Raw genomic sequence first — 13,951 nt, 5'->3', positions numbered from 1 at the left:
TGACTGAGCCCAGCATCAGTATGCGCACGAAGGGGTGCGTCACCTTTGAGGTATTGAGCCTGATTTATTTTTGAGCGTCGAGGCCTGTAAACGGGTCTCGCTTCTCGAAAACCGCCGTTGCGTCCTCGGCGAGAAATTGTCCTTTGGAACCTTCTTCGGAGCATTGCAAGCGACGGGGTTAAAGAGCCCCGGCCCGAGCCGTCGATCGTAATAGGTTACATGTAACTAGCAGGGAGATCCCGTCATGGTCGCGACGGCAAAGTCCAGACCGTCCCGCGAGAAGGTGCGGGAGCATCGCGAGCGCCTGCGCCAGCAAAGATGCGCCCGATCCAGAGATCTGGGTGCCCGATACGCACGCGCCTGCCTTCAAGTCCGAGGCACATCGCGAATCCCTCGCTGTGGCCACCAGACGCATGCCAGGGACAACCAGGTGTTTATCGATGCCGTGTCAGACTGGGACGAGGAATGAGACGGGGAGAGAACTGGACGGTCTCCGGAGGCAAGAATTACGCGGGCAAGCCACGTCCTGTCGTCGTGGTCCAGGACGACAGCTTCGACGGAACAGATTCGATCACGAACTGCGTCTTCACCACGGACCCGACCGAAGCCCCCTTATTCCGCCTTCCGGTAGAGCCGAGCGCGCGCAACGGCCTGCGCACTGCCTGCCGCATGATGGTCGACAAGATTACCACGGTCCCGAAATCGAAGATGGGCGCCTAGGTCGGCCGGCTCAATGATGAGAATCTCTTGCGGCTCAATCAGGCCACTCTCGTTTTCTCGGACTGGCGGCATGCCCTGGGCTGACGAAGCCATAGCCCGAGACATGGAGCGCCGCACGGCCGTTGCAAACGTTTGCAACGAGCCTGAAAAACGCGCTGGAGCGAAGTAGTTTTTACCCGATCCGGAGGGGTGCACAAAAACTGAGGTATTGAGCCTATTTTATTTTGACAACCCTCTGAGACCCGAAACGAGTCTGTTTTGCCGGAAACGGTGGTGGTCTCCTTGGGATCATCGTTCTTGACCTTCGGCACGATGCAGGACCGGCTGGTTAAGGACTTGCGTCTATCAACGATCGAGGTAACGAACGCGTTTCTGCTGAGTTTCCTTGCCGATCAAAAAAGATGCTTCGCCCGCTGGTCATTCAACGAGTCAGATGCGCACCGCGAGGTCCAGCCAAACATTTTGCTCAGGATATCTCGCATTCCATCGTCCGATGTAAGTTGCTGTCGAGCAAAATCCCCTTGATGCCGTTGCGCGGCGTTGCCAACGCGCGCCTGAAAATGGCTCGAAGGGGCCCAGCAACCTTTCTGGGCGCCGCAGAGCGCGGATAGTTTGAGGTATTGAGCCTAATTTATTCTCCTGGGAATATGAGACAATGTAACGGGTCTCCTTCGGAAATGGTCGTTGCACCTGAGAGGCACACAGTCTTCGGGGAGTTTCGATTTACGGATGCAGGACCAAAGCCTAGGCGGGGGCGCCGGAATATGGTAGGTTACATGTAACCAACGAGGAGCCCATGGCCGCGCCAGCAAAATCCAGACCGTCCCGCGAGAAGGTGCGTCAGCATCGTGAGCGTCTGCGCCGACAAGGGCTGCGCCCGATCCAGATCTGGGTGCCCGATATGCGCGCGCCCGCCTTCAAGTCCGAGGCTCATCGTCAGTCCGTGGCGGTCGCCGCCAGCGGGCATGCCAGGGACGACCAGGCGTTTATCGATGCCGTGTCAGACTGGGACGATGAATGAGACGCGGGGATATCTGGACGGTCTCAGGGGGCAAGGACTACGCGGGCAAGCCGCGGCCTGTTGTCCTCGTCCAGGACGACAGCTTCGACGGAACGGATTCCATCACCATCTGCGCCTTCACCACGGATCCGACGGAGGCGCCCTTGTTTCGCCTGTTCGTTGAGCCGAGTGCGCGCAATGGACTGCGGGCCCCTTGCCACATGATGGTGGACAAGATCACCACGATTCCGAAATCCAAGGTTGGCGCCCGCATCGGCAGGCTCGATGACGAGGATCTTTTGCGACTCAACCAGGCCATGCTCGTCTTTCTCGGACTGGCGGTGTCGCCGCGGACGAAGCCACCAGCCGAACGAACTGGGTGATCTCTTCTCGGCCACCAAAGAATGCCCTGCTGCCGTTGCAATTGATTGCAACGTTTTTGAAAAACACTCGAAGGAGCGAAGCTAACGTTGTGGCGTCCAAAAGCGACCCACAACGTTTGCGGTATTGAGCCTATTTTTCTGAAGGTCTGTAATGGCTCCTTCTGGGGGTCAGATCGCACTTCTCAGGGGCTTTTGAGAACTTCCCTCTCCGTTCCTTTTTGAGGTGGTCGAAAGACGGCACGATCTCACGTCGACTGATCCGCATATCGAGATCTCTTTCGGCTCGGAGTGGTGCCCCCAAGCATCCGGGGCCTTGTTCATCGCTGACTTCCGCCACCTCCGGCGCGCTTCGGTCAAAAAAGCGAGAACAGCGCGGCCTTTGATCTCGGAGTTTTGATCCTTCGGCAACAAAGGACCCCTGCTTTTACCCCGGTCGCCATTGGTTAGGTGCTAAGGGACCGTGGAGGCCGCGATACGAGGAGTTTGGTGCCATGCACTGTCTAGCAAGCAACAAGGGCTCACAGGCCTTGGTGAGCCCGAGACGGCTACCCTATTAGATGTCTTGCGCGGCTCCAACTCCAGGAAAGTGACGGGAGAACCACCAAAAGCCCTTGGCCGCCGTTTCCGCCCCTCATCGATCCTGTACCCGTTGCTTACTCTCCGGGACGAAAATAGATTGTTGCTTGATTTCAGTCACTTACTGAGCCATCCAGCTCGGGACACAGAGATTTTGAGTTTCGGAGAGCAAGCAATGGCAATGTCGAGCACCGAGCGCTCGCGGAAGAAAAGGGCCTTGGCCAAGGCACGGGAGGAAGCTGCGACCGCCATTGCTGCTCAACAAGAAGAGACCAAACATGGTGCGCTACTGGCAGAAATAACGCTTCTTCGACAGCAGATTTTTGCCCTCAGCGAGAGGCTCGCAACCCGTGATGATCTGCGCCGGTTCGCGGCAGAGGTCAAAGGGTCCCGCCCGCAGCGGAGCCAGGATGTAGAACCGTTTCATCAGGAAGCCGAGCCGGAACTCGTAGGGGATTTTCTTGTAGACCCCCTTTTCGTGGCAAAGCCCGAGGAGGCGCGAAGGTGTGCCGAGGAGTTGATCGGCATTGCCCGGCTCGGCGACCAGGTGCAGGTGGCGTTTCCACTGGTGGATCCCTCGCGTATTGGTCTCATCACGGAAGACCCGGCCAGCTCTGTCATGCATCTGCAACCATTTCTCGTGAGTCAGACAGGTGTCTGGTTTCTCTCCGTTAAGGCCGTAGGACCTGTGACGCAGGCTGTTTATGTGTTGACCGAAACACCTCTTGAGGCTCTCGCCCTGCGCGCGGTGACAGAACTAGGCAAAGGGATTCTGCCGCCCATCGAGGCCTTCGACATCGGCGAGATCGTCTATGTCGCAACAGGCTCACGCCCTGACCAGATCGCCGGCGTGATCGCGAGGGCAAAGCAACTTAACGCGTATGTGGCGCTGGCCTATGCCTGCGATCCGGCCGGGCGAACAACCGCCGCCAGGGCGGCCGAAGAAGCAGCCCGGCAAAAAGTCAGCCTCGAACCCGTGACGGACGTCCTGGCCATGGCTGGTCCACAGGTCACGGACTTTGTTCAATTCTGGCAGTTGATACAGCAGCAAGGAGCTGACGTGGTGGAACGGATTCTGGCCGGCACGGAAGCCTGAGCAGAAAGGCCAGCCAGATGCCACTTTGAGGATTGGCCAGCCGGCAGGTTTCGGACGGCCGGCAACCAAAAAGTTAGGGCAATTTGCGCTTCGTGAGACATCCGTGCGGGACAAATTTGCGGACGTCTGTATGGGCGGGAGAGCAGCCATGCAGGAGACGAGTTGTGCCGCAGGGCTCTATGATTTCTGGCTGCCGTGGGCCTGGGGTCATGGTCAATTTCAGATATGCCTAATTATCCGCCGCGGTCGCCCCGCCATCGAGTTTTCGAGTTGCGCTGGACGAACCGCGCCATTCAAACGGATGTGTTGGACGGGGAGCGGCGCAATCGTTGAGAGGGTTTAGACCCCGTGCATAAAATCTGCGGTATTGAGCCTAACTTTTTATCGATGGAATAATATTATATATTGTGGCGTATTCTCGTGCCTGCGTCAGGTTTGCGGTATTGAGCCTGTTATTCTGATCGGCCGAAGGAGACGTATTTCTGCCTCCCGGGCTAGTTCTCGCCCCCGCCCGCGCCAGGTCCGAAGGAGCCTGGGAACTGGCCATCCAGGACTCTCCCCGTGCCCGAGAGCACTATCCAGTTCGGATGTGCGGCCCTTATTCTTTGCTCTCGGTCGCATCCAATGCAGTAGGCAAATTCGTCACTTGTGAAATTAGCCATCGATGCCGTTCTCCGATTTCACGGCACCAATGTGCAGGATATCAGGCAAAGGGTTTTGCCCTTGTGTGGCAAAAGCGAGCCTCCTGATTATTGCTCTGAACACCGGCGCGCGCTGCGGACGCCCAGCAAGTTTTTACGCTTCGACATTTGCTCAGGATCCTACGCGAACGAAACAAGCCACCGTTCCGATTTGCTCCTGACTCCACTTTGAGCAACGTAGCTGAACAAAAAATTTGCCCTCGGTAGAGCACTTAAATGAGATTTGCCGATCATCCTGCGAGGATGCCCCAGAGTGCGAATTTCTTTCATTGCGGCTCAACGTTACGATCGAAAAATGACCGGCCAGCTGTGCGGATCTTGGCGGGTTTGGCAGCGTAGCAAGGCAGCCTCTTCGCCAACTGCGCGAGAGCATCCACGAGACATGCTTCGATTGCGGCGTCATCACGCAGCAAAGGGCAAGAGTAAACCTGCAGTTATTCAAGAAAAGTCACGAATTCTGGCGTTTACAGGCCGCTGAGGCTGCTCGTATGATTTGAGTTCACCTCAAACATCAACTTTCACATTAGACAGATTATCATGACTTCTAATCGCTACCTTTGGGGACAAGAGCGCCCAAAAACCATGCTCGAGCGCGCTCTGAACACCCTTGAGACAGGCATCCCGAAGATGCGAGCCAAGGCTCTGGCGGAATATGAGGCGAGGCTCGCTTCAGCGAGCGCTCTTGAGAGCCAGACCAGAAAGCTAATTGCCTTGATCCAGCGAGCGACCGTCGGCGGTCGGTTCGATCGGACAGCGGCACAGGCAGCGGCAATCGATTTGGCCTTCACGGCGGCACCGAAGCGAGAACCGGGCAGACCGCCCGTAGGGGGCCCTGACAACCCACGCCCTCGTCGCCGCTCGCGGGCGACCACTTCCGCCAGTCGCCTTCGGAGCGCATCAATACAACCTACAGCCACGCCATCATTGCATATTTCTCCCACTGAGACATTTGATACCGGTTTGACCGAGACCGCATCCCCTGCCCCAGCCTCTGTGCCGAAGTTGGCCCCTGAAATCGGCCGTACTCTTCTGGAGTCGACGATCGCGGGCAGCCGTGGCGTGGATGTCATTGAGCCTGAGGCGATCCAGATCGATGTCGCGATCAGCGATACGTCGATTTCGGTCAAGACTAAGGTCGAGCCGACCCTTTCTGAGGTCGTTCCGGCACCGGCAAAGTCGGTGGTCGACGAGACCGATTTCGTTGAACGTCCTCTGCCGTCATTCCTCGCGCGGCCTCTGGGCTTCGACCAGGAGTATCAGGATGAACTCGACGCGGCTGATCTGGCTGAGGCTAAGGAGCGCCATTTCCTGAGGTTCATGGAGAGCCGGGTTTGGGAGCGTGGTGATCACGGGGCCTTCAAGCATGATTACGACTTCACGGATCCTCAGTCGGCTCCGACTGAAGTGAAGGACGTCTTCAAGGGCTTTGGCCTCTCGACGGTTTATCCGACTTATAATGAGAAAAACCCTGACCAGAGCATGAAGGAGGAGGATGTCCTCAAGTGGCTCTACGTCAAATATCTCAACGACGAGGATGAGATGACCCTCGAAGAGGTCGATGAGATGCTCAAAGATGGCCTGAGAAATTATCGGGGCGCTATGGGCGTTTATCGGACATTCAAGATGATGATCGAGCCTTGGATCGAAGAGGAGCGCATCCGTATTTGCGTGTGGCCTCTGGTTGAGGAGCGGCTGTGGTCGGTGGAGTTCCACCATTGGTGTTACAAGACGGGCCAGATTGACAACGATGATCTGGATATGAGGCTCGATATTGCCAAGATCCGTATGGCCAAGGACGATTATGAGATCCTGGGAAGGCTGACCGACGAAGAGCAGGAGGTCTATAAGAAGGTCATCAATGCGATGACCTGGCTTGAAGGCTTCTCGCCTCGGGATATGGCGGAATGGGCTGAGTGTGACCAGTCGATCCCGCACTGGAACCGGAGCCATGAGCGCTTTCCTTATTGGCTCTTCCCGCGTCGTCTCCATGGATCTGTCATGATGAACCGGCATCTATGGAGTATGCAGGATCAGTTTAAGGCTATCATTTGGGACGAGCCTGACGTTCCGACACTGCGGGAGTTCATGGCGGCCGAGGCCGTGGAACAGCTGGAGTTCGAACGCTATCTCGATAGCATCGACAACAGCGGTCGATAGACGGTCTCAGGGGTTTGGACCGATCGGCACGAAAAAGGGCGGTCACCGTGAGGTGGACCGCCCTTCCCTATTTCGTCGTGAGCCGGCTTATGCGGCTGCCTTCATCGCGTCCGGGTGGTTGCGGAGCAGCCGGTAGGCGTAGCTCCACATATGGCTGGCGACGTCGAGGAAGCTGATGGCGACCTCCAGCGGCAGGGTCTTCAGGCGGCGCTCGATCTCGCGGCGCTGATCGTAGAACGCGCTGTTCGGCCGATCGGTGTAGTCGAAGGTCCAGTCCATGGTTTCCATGAGACGGACGAGCTCGGCGTCCCATTGGGTCGGGACGTATTGAGCCAGGGCCTCGTCGATCACAGCCCGGACGGCGGCCTGCTGTCGATCGTCCTCCTGGTCGATCGCGGCGTTCTCGTCATCGAGAGCCAGGAAGGCCTCGATCTCCGGCACCTTGCCGAGCAGGATGTCGGTGGCGAAATCGGCCTGGCGCTGGAAGGCGGCATGCTTCAGGGCCGGACCGGTCAGCGGGATCACTTGTCGCGGTTCAGGCTGCTGCGCGGGGACAGCGAGCCGAATACGAAGCCGTGGTAGGCGGCCTCCTTCATGGGCGAGGTGTACGAGTACTCCGGCTTCCAGAGGTCGTAGGCCGTGGTGGCGATCTGACCCGCTCGGACCACTGGTGGAGTCACGAGGCGATGATCGATGCAGAGCTCTCGAGCGGCAGGCCCGCCGATGGGGCAATGAGCTCACCCCTGTCCGCGTAGAGTCTGGCTTCCTCCCGGAACGTAGGTGACTTAGACCAAGCGGATGAATAGCAGGGGCAGGGACTTCTGAACCGAGATCCGCTGCGGCTCTCGCATGTCAGGATCGTAGAGGAGCAGGCAGCTTTGGCCCGATCGATCCTCGCACGTTTCGCTCCACATCATGTCGATGACGATCTGGCCCGAGGAGTGAGTGACCACATACCCTCCGACTCTGTGAACGGTGGGAGGATTCCATGAGACCTGCTTCTCGCCATCACGCAGGAACGTGACGCCTGAGGCAAAGGGCTCGATCGCCGGATCCATGGGATGGATCAGGATCACGCGTCTATGTCGCCTTCAGCCAGGACCAACCCCTGCGACGCGACCTGCTCTGCAAGGCTCTGGTGACACTGACCTTGTGGTCATTATGCCGAATGGCGCGGCCGCCGCACCCGCAACAAGACGCGTCCCGTCTCAAATCGCGGCAGATTCCGGCTCCCGGTTTCGGGGCATCTCGGTTTCCAAGATCGCGCTCTGCGACCATGATGATAGACGACCGCGGGACGCTCACTAAGGGTTCGATGCCGATGGTGCGCTCTTAGCGGCATCTGCCGGCTTGACCGGCACAACGCCGATCTCGTCCCCGTCCATCACCAGCCGGATGCGCGTGACGCCCGTCTTGCGGCACTGCGCGAGGCGACGGTCGAGGGCGACGCGGCGGTGCCGGAACGCCAGTGTTGAGACGCCAAGCGCCGAGGTCATGGCACATGTCAGAACTTCGGTGATGAGACCATCTTCTGTCAGGCTCAGCCCATGCGAGGCCACCTGCTGTTCAAGACGACGACGGCACTCCCGGGCGATATCGCGCATCGTCAGGCCCTGAAGGCAGAAGGCGACATCAACGCCGCACAGAAGACCCGCCGGCACCCCTTCATCGGACAGGATCTTGAGGCAGGCGAGGTGCCGTTGATCGGCCGACAGGTCCTCCCGGCCGATCTGGCCAAGCCGCGCGGGCGCGACGGCAGTCGTGAGCAGGAAGATCGCCGCATCGGTCGGGATCCCCTCCCCCGCAATGTCGAGGATGACCCCGTTGCGCCAGCTCGCGATCAGGCGCTCAAGCACGGGCGGGTCAGCTCGTTCGATCCCATCCAGCACGATGACCGAGTGCGGCACGCGCATCAGCTGATGCGACAGCGAGCCCGGACGCGGGCCCGATGGTCCGGACCGGAACAACTGTTCCACGGTCAGGTCGGGATCGGCGAGATCGTACAGGCCCCAGTCGTACCCGAGGACGTCGGCGAGCGCATGGGCGATCGCGTCCTTGGCCCGGGCCACGTCAGGGCCGGCGAGGAGGAGGACGCCGGTGGGGCGGCCGGGCTGATGGAGTGTGAGCTGAGCGTGCACCGCAGTGGCCAGGGCAGCCAGGGTCGGATCCTGCCCGATCACAGCGCCGGAAAGGGCGTCGGCGATCATGGCGGCGGTGGGGACGGGCACTATCGGCATTGGCTTTGAAGAAAGGGTTGTCATGAAGGTGTCCAAGTCGAAATGAAAAGCGCCGCTCGTGGCGGCGCTGGTTGAAACGGTGTCGGGGAAGGGGGTCGGAAGGGCTGTACCGATGACCTGAAGGGTCTTCCCTATCCGGCCACCGGCGTCTTCCAGGGAATGTACGAGACGTAGCTCAAGCGGATGAAGAACAACCCAAGCGAGCGCTCCCGGGCGATCAGCATTTCCCGCGGCTCACCGGTTATGGCGTCGTAAACCAGCACGCAGCTCTGTCCGCTTTGATCGATCCGCGTCTCGTGCCACAGCAGGCTGATCCCGATCTCTCCCGGGGCATGGGTCACCTCATAGCCCCCGATCCGGTAAAGCTTGGGCGCTTTCCACGACAGGCGCTTATCCCTCGCCTCCCCCTCCAGGTCCACCGGGCCGACGCCGGCGGCATCCCCGCGCAGGCGGCCGCCGCGGCCCGTGAGGGTGCCCACAAACGAGAGCCGGGAGGCTCGTGTCATCGGCACAAGCGCGATCAGACGCCGGGCATCGCCGGATGAAAAGGTGCTCCCCTCCCCGACCAAGCGGTCGAGAAGGGCGTGGGCCTGCAACCGCAGGGCGGGATCCAGGTCAAGGCCGCTCATGCGCCCGTCACCGGGGTCATGGCCGGCACCACAAGGACACCACTCTCGCCCTGGATCAGACGCACCCGCGTCATCCCCTGGGCCCGAGCCTCGGCCAGGCAAGCCGCCAGCGCCTCGTCCGTGACACGGCCGGCCGTGGCGCGCCCGCCCAGAAGTGGCGCCATGAATTCAATCAGGATCCGCGCATCGACCCCACCCGCCTCAAGCGCGAGACCATGAGGAGCCACGGCTTCAGCGATCCCGCGATAAGCCGACCGAAAGTGATCGTCGAGCGTGATGTCGCGGAGACAAACAATCCGGTCGATGCTCGTCAGGACAGGGGCCGGAAAGCCGGCATCGAGCAGGATCTTGAGGCTTTCGATGTGCAGCCGATCCGGGTCGCTCTCGCGCCGGGCCAACTCGGCGATCGCAGTGCTGGCCACTCTTGTCGTGAGCAGAAACATACCCCCCGCGATCGAAATGTCATCTCCCTGGCTGCTGCGCAAGAGACCGGTGCTCCAGGCTTGCTGCAGGCGGGCCATGATGTCTGGGTTAGCCTTGTCGATGTTGTCGAGAAGGGCGACGCTCCTTGGGTCGACCTTGTAGAAATCGGCGACGGTGTGGGGGGCGTCGGCGGCCTCGCTCACCTGAAACAAGACGTCCGCCGCTGCCACCGCTCCGGAAAAGGAGGCGCGGACCGCGTTGACGCCGGCTGTGGTCTGGAGACACTCATAGATCCGGTTGATGCCGAAACCGTCGGGTCCTGCGAACAGGAAGACGCCGAGCGGGCGATCCGCCGGACGTGTGTCGCGGCGACGGATGGCCTGCGCCGCAAAGGTGTCAATGGCAGCATCCTGCCCAAAGACGTGCATTTTGATCAGGGTGGCGAGCTCGTCGGCGCTCAAAGTAGATTCGTCTGTAGGGGTGGTCACGATAAAGGCTTTCGTCAGAAGGTTTGAAGGAAACCGCTGCACGATGGTGAGCGGCGTGCGATCGAGGCAGAGAGCGTCCCGCCCGGCCCGCAGGGGCTGGGTTGCGTCTTGAACTGTCATTTTCCGGGATTTCTACGTTTCTATCCTCGTCTCAATCTCTTCTGGTAATCCTCTCTCTCTGTGTCTTCTGGGACTGGAACGTCCCTGCCCGCCCTGTCTGGTTAAGCAGCGCCTGTCTCACCGGTGGTGACCTCTCTTATCGGCCGCACGGGAGCCGCGGTATGGCGAGGCTGGTGGGTCAGTGTGGAAGGACGAACTGATGAAGGGCATCCAAGGGCCGACTGGGTGGGACGCTCGAGGACAGGCCTCGGCCCGTTTACCATCGCTGTCATCGAGAAGGGCTCGTTGATCATCGACGACATCGGCCCGAGGAGCACCAACGCCGAGGTCACAACCGGCCTCAGGCTCGATCCGTGTTCGCCGTCAACAGTCGCTCGACCATCGATGGGCTACCACTTGGGACCACGGTGAGTTTCATCAACCACGCGTGCCACCCGAACGCCGAGGCTCAGGAGGCGAGAGGCAAGATCAAGACTGTGCCGACAAGGCGCGTTTGACTGAGCACGTCCGGCACGCGCATCCTGAGAGTGCCTGGAAGCGGCGCATGATGCTATCAGTGATCTGGACCAACGTCCGGAACGTGTCGAAGGCACAGTCGGGATCTGGATCATTGCTGCCCCAATCCCCGCAGAAGCTCCTGATCGGCTTTGCTCACGTCACGACGATCGAAAAACTCAGGCAAGCGGCGCACCGCCGCCACGACATCATCGCGGATTGCCTCAGCCTGCTCTTCAGCCAACCCGAAGGCAATGTGCGAGGCAAACGCCACCTGCGGATCGCACTCTGGGCTGAACCCGGGTCCAGGAGCGCAGACGTGTCGCTTCCGTTCAAGATACGGAACGACGTCGAACACCGGCGAGAGCTCCCACCCCTCCCCTGTGTTGATGACTGCGTGATTGCGCAGATGGTCGTCGGTGTTGTGCAGAAAGGCGTTCACCAGCAGCCGGCGGAACATCTGCTCCTCCGGCGCTTCAATGCCGATCGCCCGGGCAGCCGCTGCCATGTCGGTGTAGGTTCTGGTCGTTCCATAGCTGCTTGCAGGCTCCTGGAGCAGCGTTCCCATGCTCAAGTAAGCATAGGGCTTGCCATCCTCCGACCGGTCGAAGCGCCGCACCAGCAAAGCGGTCCTGCCCGAGAAGGTCTCAAGCCGGCGCTGCGGAACTGGGAGACCGGCGGATTCCGCGACATCCAGGCAAACGGCCTCGATGCGCGGATCGTCGAACTTGTCGCCCCAGGTCGGGAACTTCGCAATCCCTTCCCCTTCCCGGTCGCGCCATCTCACTTTCGGGCGGGCGCCGCCAACATCGGCACAGGCTCGGACGAGCATCCCGAGCTGATCGGCTGTCGCGTCGCTTTCATCCGCCGCGATGGCGGCAAGCATCAAGGCTTCGAGATCGTCGCATTGGTTGGAGATCCCCGACGACTGGGAGCCATCAGGCCGCCAATGTCCAGGTCCCCCTTCACCAGAGGCGCCGAAGGCCAGATCACCGGTGCGGTCTGTGGTGCCTGCCGCGAGAAATTCAGCTGCACCAAGAACCGATCCCTCGAAGGCCATGGCAAGGACGCTTCGACCCCAGCCCTCCGGCCCGGCGTCGAGCAGCGCAAGTGGAGCCTCTGGGACACCTGGGAAAACCTGTGACACGACGGGAAGGCCAAGAGGATCGAGCGGCGTTGCGCCAGGTGTCTCAAGATAACTTTGGTCATATTGAAATGCACCGGGACGAAGAAACTCACTGCCCTCGAATGTCATCTCGCCGGCCGGGACGTAGCCGCCTCCGACATGCTTGAAGACCGTGAGCCTATCCAGGCGCCCACTGGGGGAGACGTGCCACATTCAGGTTTCCGATTGGTTGGGCGAATGCCTTGGTGTCACGAAGACGTCGAAGCATTCTGCTTGTCATGCTCCCGAATGCCGAAGTTGATGGCCGCGATGCGTTCCCGCTCCCGGATTCTCAAGAACAGCTAAAGCCCACTTGGTTTCTCGCACGTCGCGGTCGCGATGAGGATATGTGTCCTTGGTACTCTTGAATCCCCCTCGATATCCGACCGGGCTTCGCCAGGGTTGCACCTGGCCTTGTTGGAAGCTTACTGGTCCGCCGCTGCAATGGATTGGCCTCAGCATAAGCGACAACCAGATCCAGATGATGCTCCTTGATGGTGGGGTAGGCCGCCAGAATACGATCCCGCAGGATACCTGCCTTAACGGACGCAGCCAAGTCATGGACCAAGACCCGTGTGCCCTTGATGACCGGCATGCCACCCAGGACTTCCGGATCCGAGACAATCGTGTCGTCTGGCATTGAGTTCATATCCTTATTGGTAGTCATTGACACCTTCTGCCGCGCGAATGACCACTTCGATGTGCCCTGACCGCAGCCGGTCAATGGGTGCTGCGCTGTCGGTGTACAGATTGGGCGTGACCAGCCACTCCCACGCCTCCTCGGGAGACGGAAAGTATCCGACAACCCGATCGAGCCCTTCGATCGGTCGGGACTGATCAAACTGGCACGCTGGGTAGACGAACTCATGGGAGTCATTGCGGAAGGCGATGATCTTCCCGGTATCCCGCCAGGGGATCTCCCACCCGGAAGGCGCGAATGCGCCTGGAGGGCCGCCGGAGAGTTGTCATGCAGGGATGGCAGGCCCGGGCGATCCGGCCTGACAGCTCGAATGATGGGGAGACGGGTTTTCGGGGTTGCTGGGGAGAGGGGGCCGCGCCCCTCTTCCCTCCAGCCGGCACAAGAGCCATGAGTCGGCCGCCAAAAGCGGCCGCCGTATAGATCGCCTATTCTGTGAAACTCACGGCGTCAGCCGTGGCCCCCGAGAGAATGCGCCAACTACGCGAGAGACAGGTGCGCAATGACGGTTCACCGTCCACCCTGGGATCCGATCAGTTCGGATTTCGCGTATCACGTGTGTGATATCGCACAGCTTCACCCATGTTTAGCTGATTATCTTCCCAGGCAACCCACGCAAAAGTCGGTCGATCCAGGAAGAAACATGTCCCTTGAGCGTGAACAAGAACGCAAGCTTGAAGCCATCAAGGCTACGCTGGCGCAACAGGGAAAGTGGCACAGCCTCATCCTGATGGTGATAACACTTCTGGCTGTGGCTATCCTGGGCGTTCTTCTGCTGGAGATCTTGGACATGCGGCAGATGGAGCCTGGCTGAAAGACGGCCTCACACGGGTCGGTAGCTGCTGCGAGGCTGATAAATTTCCGTCTGCACGCCCCACTGACTGGGAGTTGGTTCAAGAGCAGGGGTCCAATCTCTCTGGCCTTCGAGAACCCACAGGCGAGGCTCGTCTCGTAATTGTCGGTCTCGCAAGACTGGTAGTCGAAGCAATCCAGGGCCTTGGCGGCCACACCGGCCCGGACGCAGGGACGGTACCGGAACTCGTAGGTCTCCATGAGCTCGGCGT

At 60.1% G+C, this 13,951-nt stretch carries 14 protein-coding genes; 6 read left to right on the top strand and 8 right to left on the bottom strand.

Annotated features, from left to right (window positions below):
- Positions 1-465 precede the first annotated feature (465 nt).
- From BB934_RS31465 to BB934_RS31445, 5 genes are all read left to right on the top strand, one after another.
- Positions 466-720, top strand: a complete 255-nt coding sequence (locus BB934_RS31465; protein ID WP_099513809.1) for a type II toxin-antitoxin system PemK/MazF family toxin — start codon at positions 466-468, stop codon at positions 718-720.
- 796 nt (positions 721-1,516) lie between these two features.
- Positions 1,517-1,741 carry an antitoxin MazE family protein gene (locus BB934_RS31460; RefSeq protein WP_099513808.1) on the top strand — a complete coding sequence of 75 codons (225 nt, stop codon included), beginning with the start codon at positions 1,517-1,519 and terminating at the stop codon, positions 1,739-1,741.
- Entirely contained in the window at positions 1,738-2,103 is a 366-nt protein-coding gene (locus BB934_RS31455) for a type II toxin-antitoxin system PemK/MazF family toxin (RefSeq protein WP_099513807.1), read from the top strand. Before BB934_RS31460 ends, BB934_RS31455 begins: the two co-directional genes overlap by 4 nt.
- 751 nt (positions 2,104-2,854) lie before the next feature.
- Positions 2,855-3,775, top strand: coding sequence for a hypothetical protein (locus BB934_RS31450; RefSeq protein WP_099513806.1), 921 nt, complete (start codon positions 2,855-2,857; stop codon positions 3,773-3,775).
- Between the two features lie 1,328 nt (positions 3,776-5,103).
- On the top strand, positions 5,104-6,633 hold the full coding sequence (locus BB934_RS31445; protein ID WP_157934436.1) for a hypothetical protein: 1,530 nt from the start codon (positions 5,104-5,106) through the stop codon (positions 6,631-6,633).
- 87 nt (positions 6,634-6,720) lie between these two features.
- Here BB934_RS31445 and BB934_RS31440 read toward each other — a convergent pair whose 3' ends face one another.
- The 8 genes from BB934_RS31440 to BB934_RS51120 all read right to left on the bottom strand — a co-directional run bounded on the left by BB934_RS31440 (position 6,721) and on the right by BB934_RS51120 (position 12,785).
- Positions 6,721-7,158: a hypothetical protein gene (locus BB934_RS31440; protein ID WP_099513804.1), complete on the bottom strand. Its 438-nt coding sequence runs from the start codon at positions 7,156-7,158 to the stop codon at positions 6,721-6,723.
- On the bottom strand, positions 7,155-7,313 hold the full coding sequence (locus BB934_RS47590) for a hypothetical protein (RefSeq protein ID WP_157934435.1): 159 nt from the start codon (positions 7,311-7,313) through the stop codon (positions 7,155-7,157). Before BB934_RS47590 ends, BB934_RS31440 begins: the two co-directional genes overlap by 4 nt.
- Positions 7,314-7,418: 105 nt before the next feature.
- Positions 7,419-7,709: a hypothetical protein gene (locus BB934_RS31435; protein WP_099513803.1), complete on the bottom strand. Its 291-nt coding sequence runs from the start codon at positions 7,707-7,709 to the stop codon at positions 7,419-7,421.
- A gap of 228 nt (positions 7,710-7,937) precedes the next feature.
- Complete coding sequence (locus tag BB934_RS31430; protein WP_157934434.1) at positions 7,938-8,894, bottom strand: P-loop NTPase family protein; 957 nt, start codon at positions 8,892-8,894, stop codon at positions 7,938-7,940.
- Positions 8,895-9,001: 107 nt separating this feature from the next.
- Complete coding sequence (locus BB934_RS31425; RefSeq protein ID WP_099513801.1) at positions 9,002-9,499, bottom strand: hypothetical protein; 498 nt, start codon at positions 9,497-9,499, stop codon at positions 9,002-9,004.
- Positions 9,496-10,530 carry an AAA family ATPase gene (locus tag BB934_RS31420; protein ID WP_099513800.1) on the bottom strand — a complete coding sequence of 345 codons (1,035 nt, stop codon included), beginning with the start codon at positions 10,528-10,530 and terminating at the stop codon, positions 9,496-9,498. The genes BB934_RS31425 and BB934_RS31420 overlap by 4 nt, the downstream gene beginning before the upstream one ends.
- A gap of 607 nt (positions 10,531-11,137) precedes the next feature.
- Positions 11,138-12,364: a type II toxin-antitoxin system HipA family toxin gene (locus BB934_RS31415; RefSeq protein ID WP_099513799.1), complete on the bottom strand. Its 1,227-nt coding sequence runs from the start codon at positions 12,362-12,364 to the stop codon at positions 11,138-11,140.
- Between the two features lie 118 nt (positions 12,365-12,482).
- Entirely contained in the window at positions 12,483-12,785 is a 303-nt protein-coding gene (locus BB934_RS51120; RefSeq protein WP_418294797.1) for a DUF433 domain-containing protein, read from the bottom strand.
- A gap of 745 nt (positions 12,786-13,530) precedes the next feature.
- On the opposite strand from BB934_RS51120, the gene BB934_RS47580 reads away from it, so the two are divergent.
- Positions 13,531-13,701 (top strand): hypothetical protein, encoded by a 171-nt coding sequence (locus BB934_RS47580; protein WP_157934432.1) that lies wholly within the window; start codon positions 13,531-13,533, stop codon positions 13,699-13,701.
- The last annotated feature ends 250 nt before the right edge of the window (positions 13,702-13,951 follow it).

It is taken from the genome of Microvirga ossetica (assembly GCF_002741015.1).
Lineage (GTDB): Bacteria > Pseudomonadota > Alphaproteobacteria > Rhizobiales > Beijerinckiaceae > Microvirga > Microvirga ossetica.
This window is presented reverse-complemented; position numbering and strand designations above follow the sequence as displayed.

Coding starts and splice junctions, on each gene's coding strand:
- BB934_RS31465 (WP_099513809.1), top strand. CDS start 466: ATGAGACGGGGAGAGAACTGGACGGTCTCCGGAGGCAAGAATTACGCG.
- BB934_RS47580 (WP_157934432.1), top strand. CDS start 13,531: ATGTCCCTTGAGCGTGAACAAGAACGCAAGCTTGAAGCCATCAAGGCT.
- BB934_RS31415 (WP_099513799.1), bottom strand. CDS start 12,364: ATGTGGCACGTCTCCCCCAGTGGGCGCCTGGATAGGCTCACGGTCTTC.
- BB934_RS31420 (WP_099513800.1), bottom strand. CDS start 10,530: ATGACAGTTCAAGACGCAACCCAGCCCCTGCGGGCCGGGCGGGACGCT.
- BB934_RS31425 (WP_099513801.1), bottom strand. CDS start 9,499: ATGAGCGGCCTTGACCTGGATCCCGCCCTGCGGTTGCAGGCCCACGCC.
- BB934_RS31445 (WP_157934436.1), top strand. CDS start 5,104: ATGCGAGCCAAGGCTCTGGCGGAATATGAGGCGAGGCTCGCTTCAGCG.
- BB934_RS31430 (WP_157934434.1), bottom strand. CDS start 8,894: ATGACAACCCTTTCTTCAAAGCCAATGCCGATAGTGCCCGTCCCCACC.
- BB934_RS51120 (WP_418294797.1), bottom strand. CDS start 12,785: ATGCCGGTCATCAAGGGCACACGGGTCTTGGTCCATGACTTGGCTGCG.
- BB934_RS31460 (WP_099513808.1), top strand. CDS start 1,517: ATGGCCGCGCCAGCAAAATCCAGACCGTCCCGCGAGAAGGTGCGTCAG.
- BB934_RS31455 (WP_099513807.1), top strand. CDS start 1,738: ATGAGACGCGGGGATATCTGGACGGTCTCAGGGGGCAAGGACTACGCG.
- BB934_RS31450 (WP_099513806.1), top strand. CDS start 2,855: ATGGCAATGTCGAGCACCGAGCGCTCGCGGAAGAAAAGGGCCTTGGCC.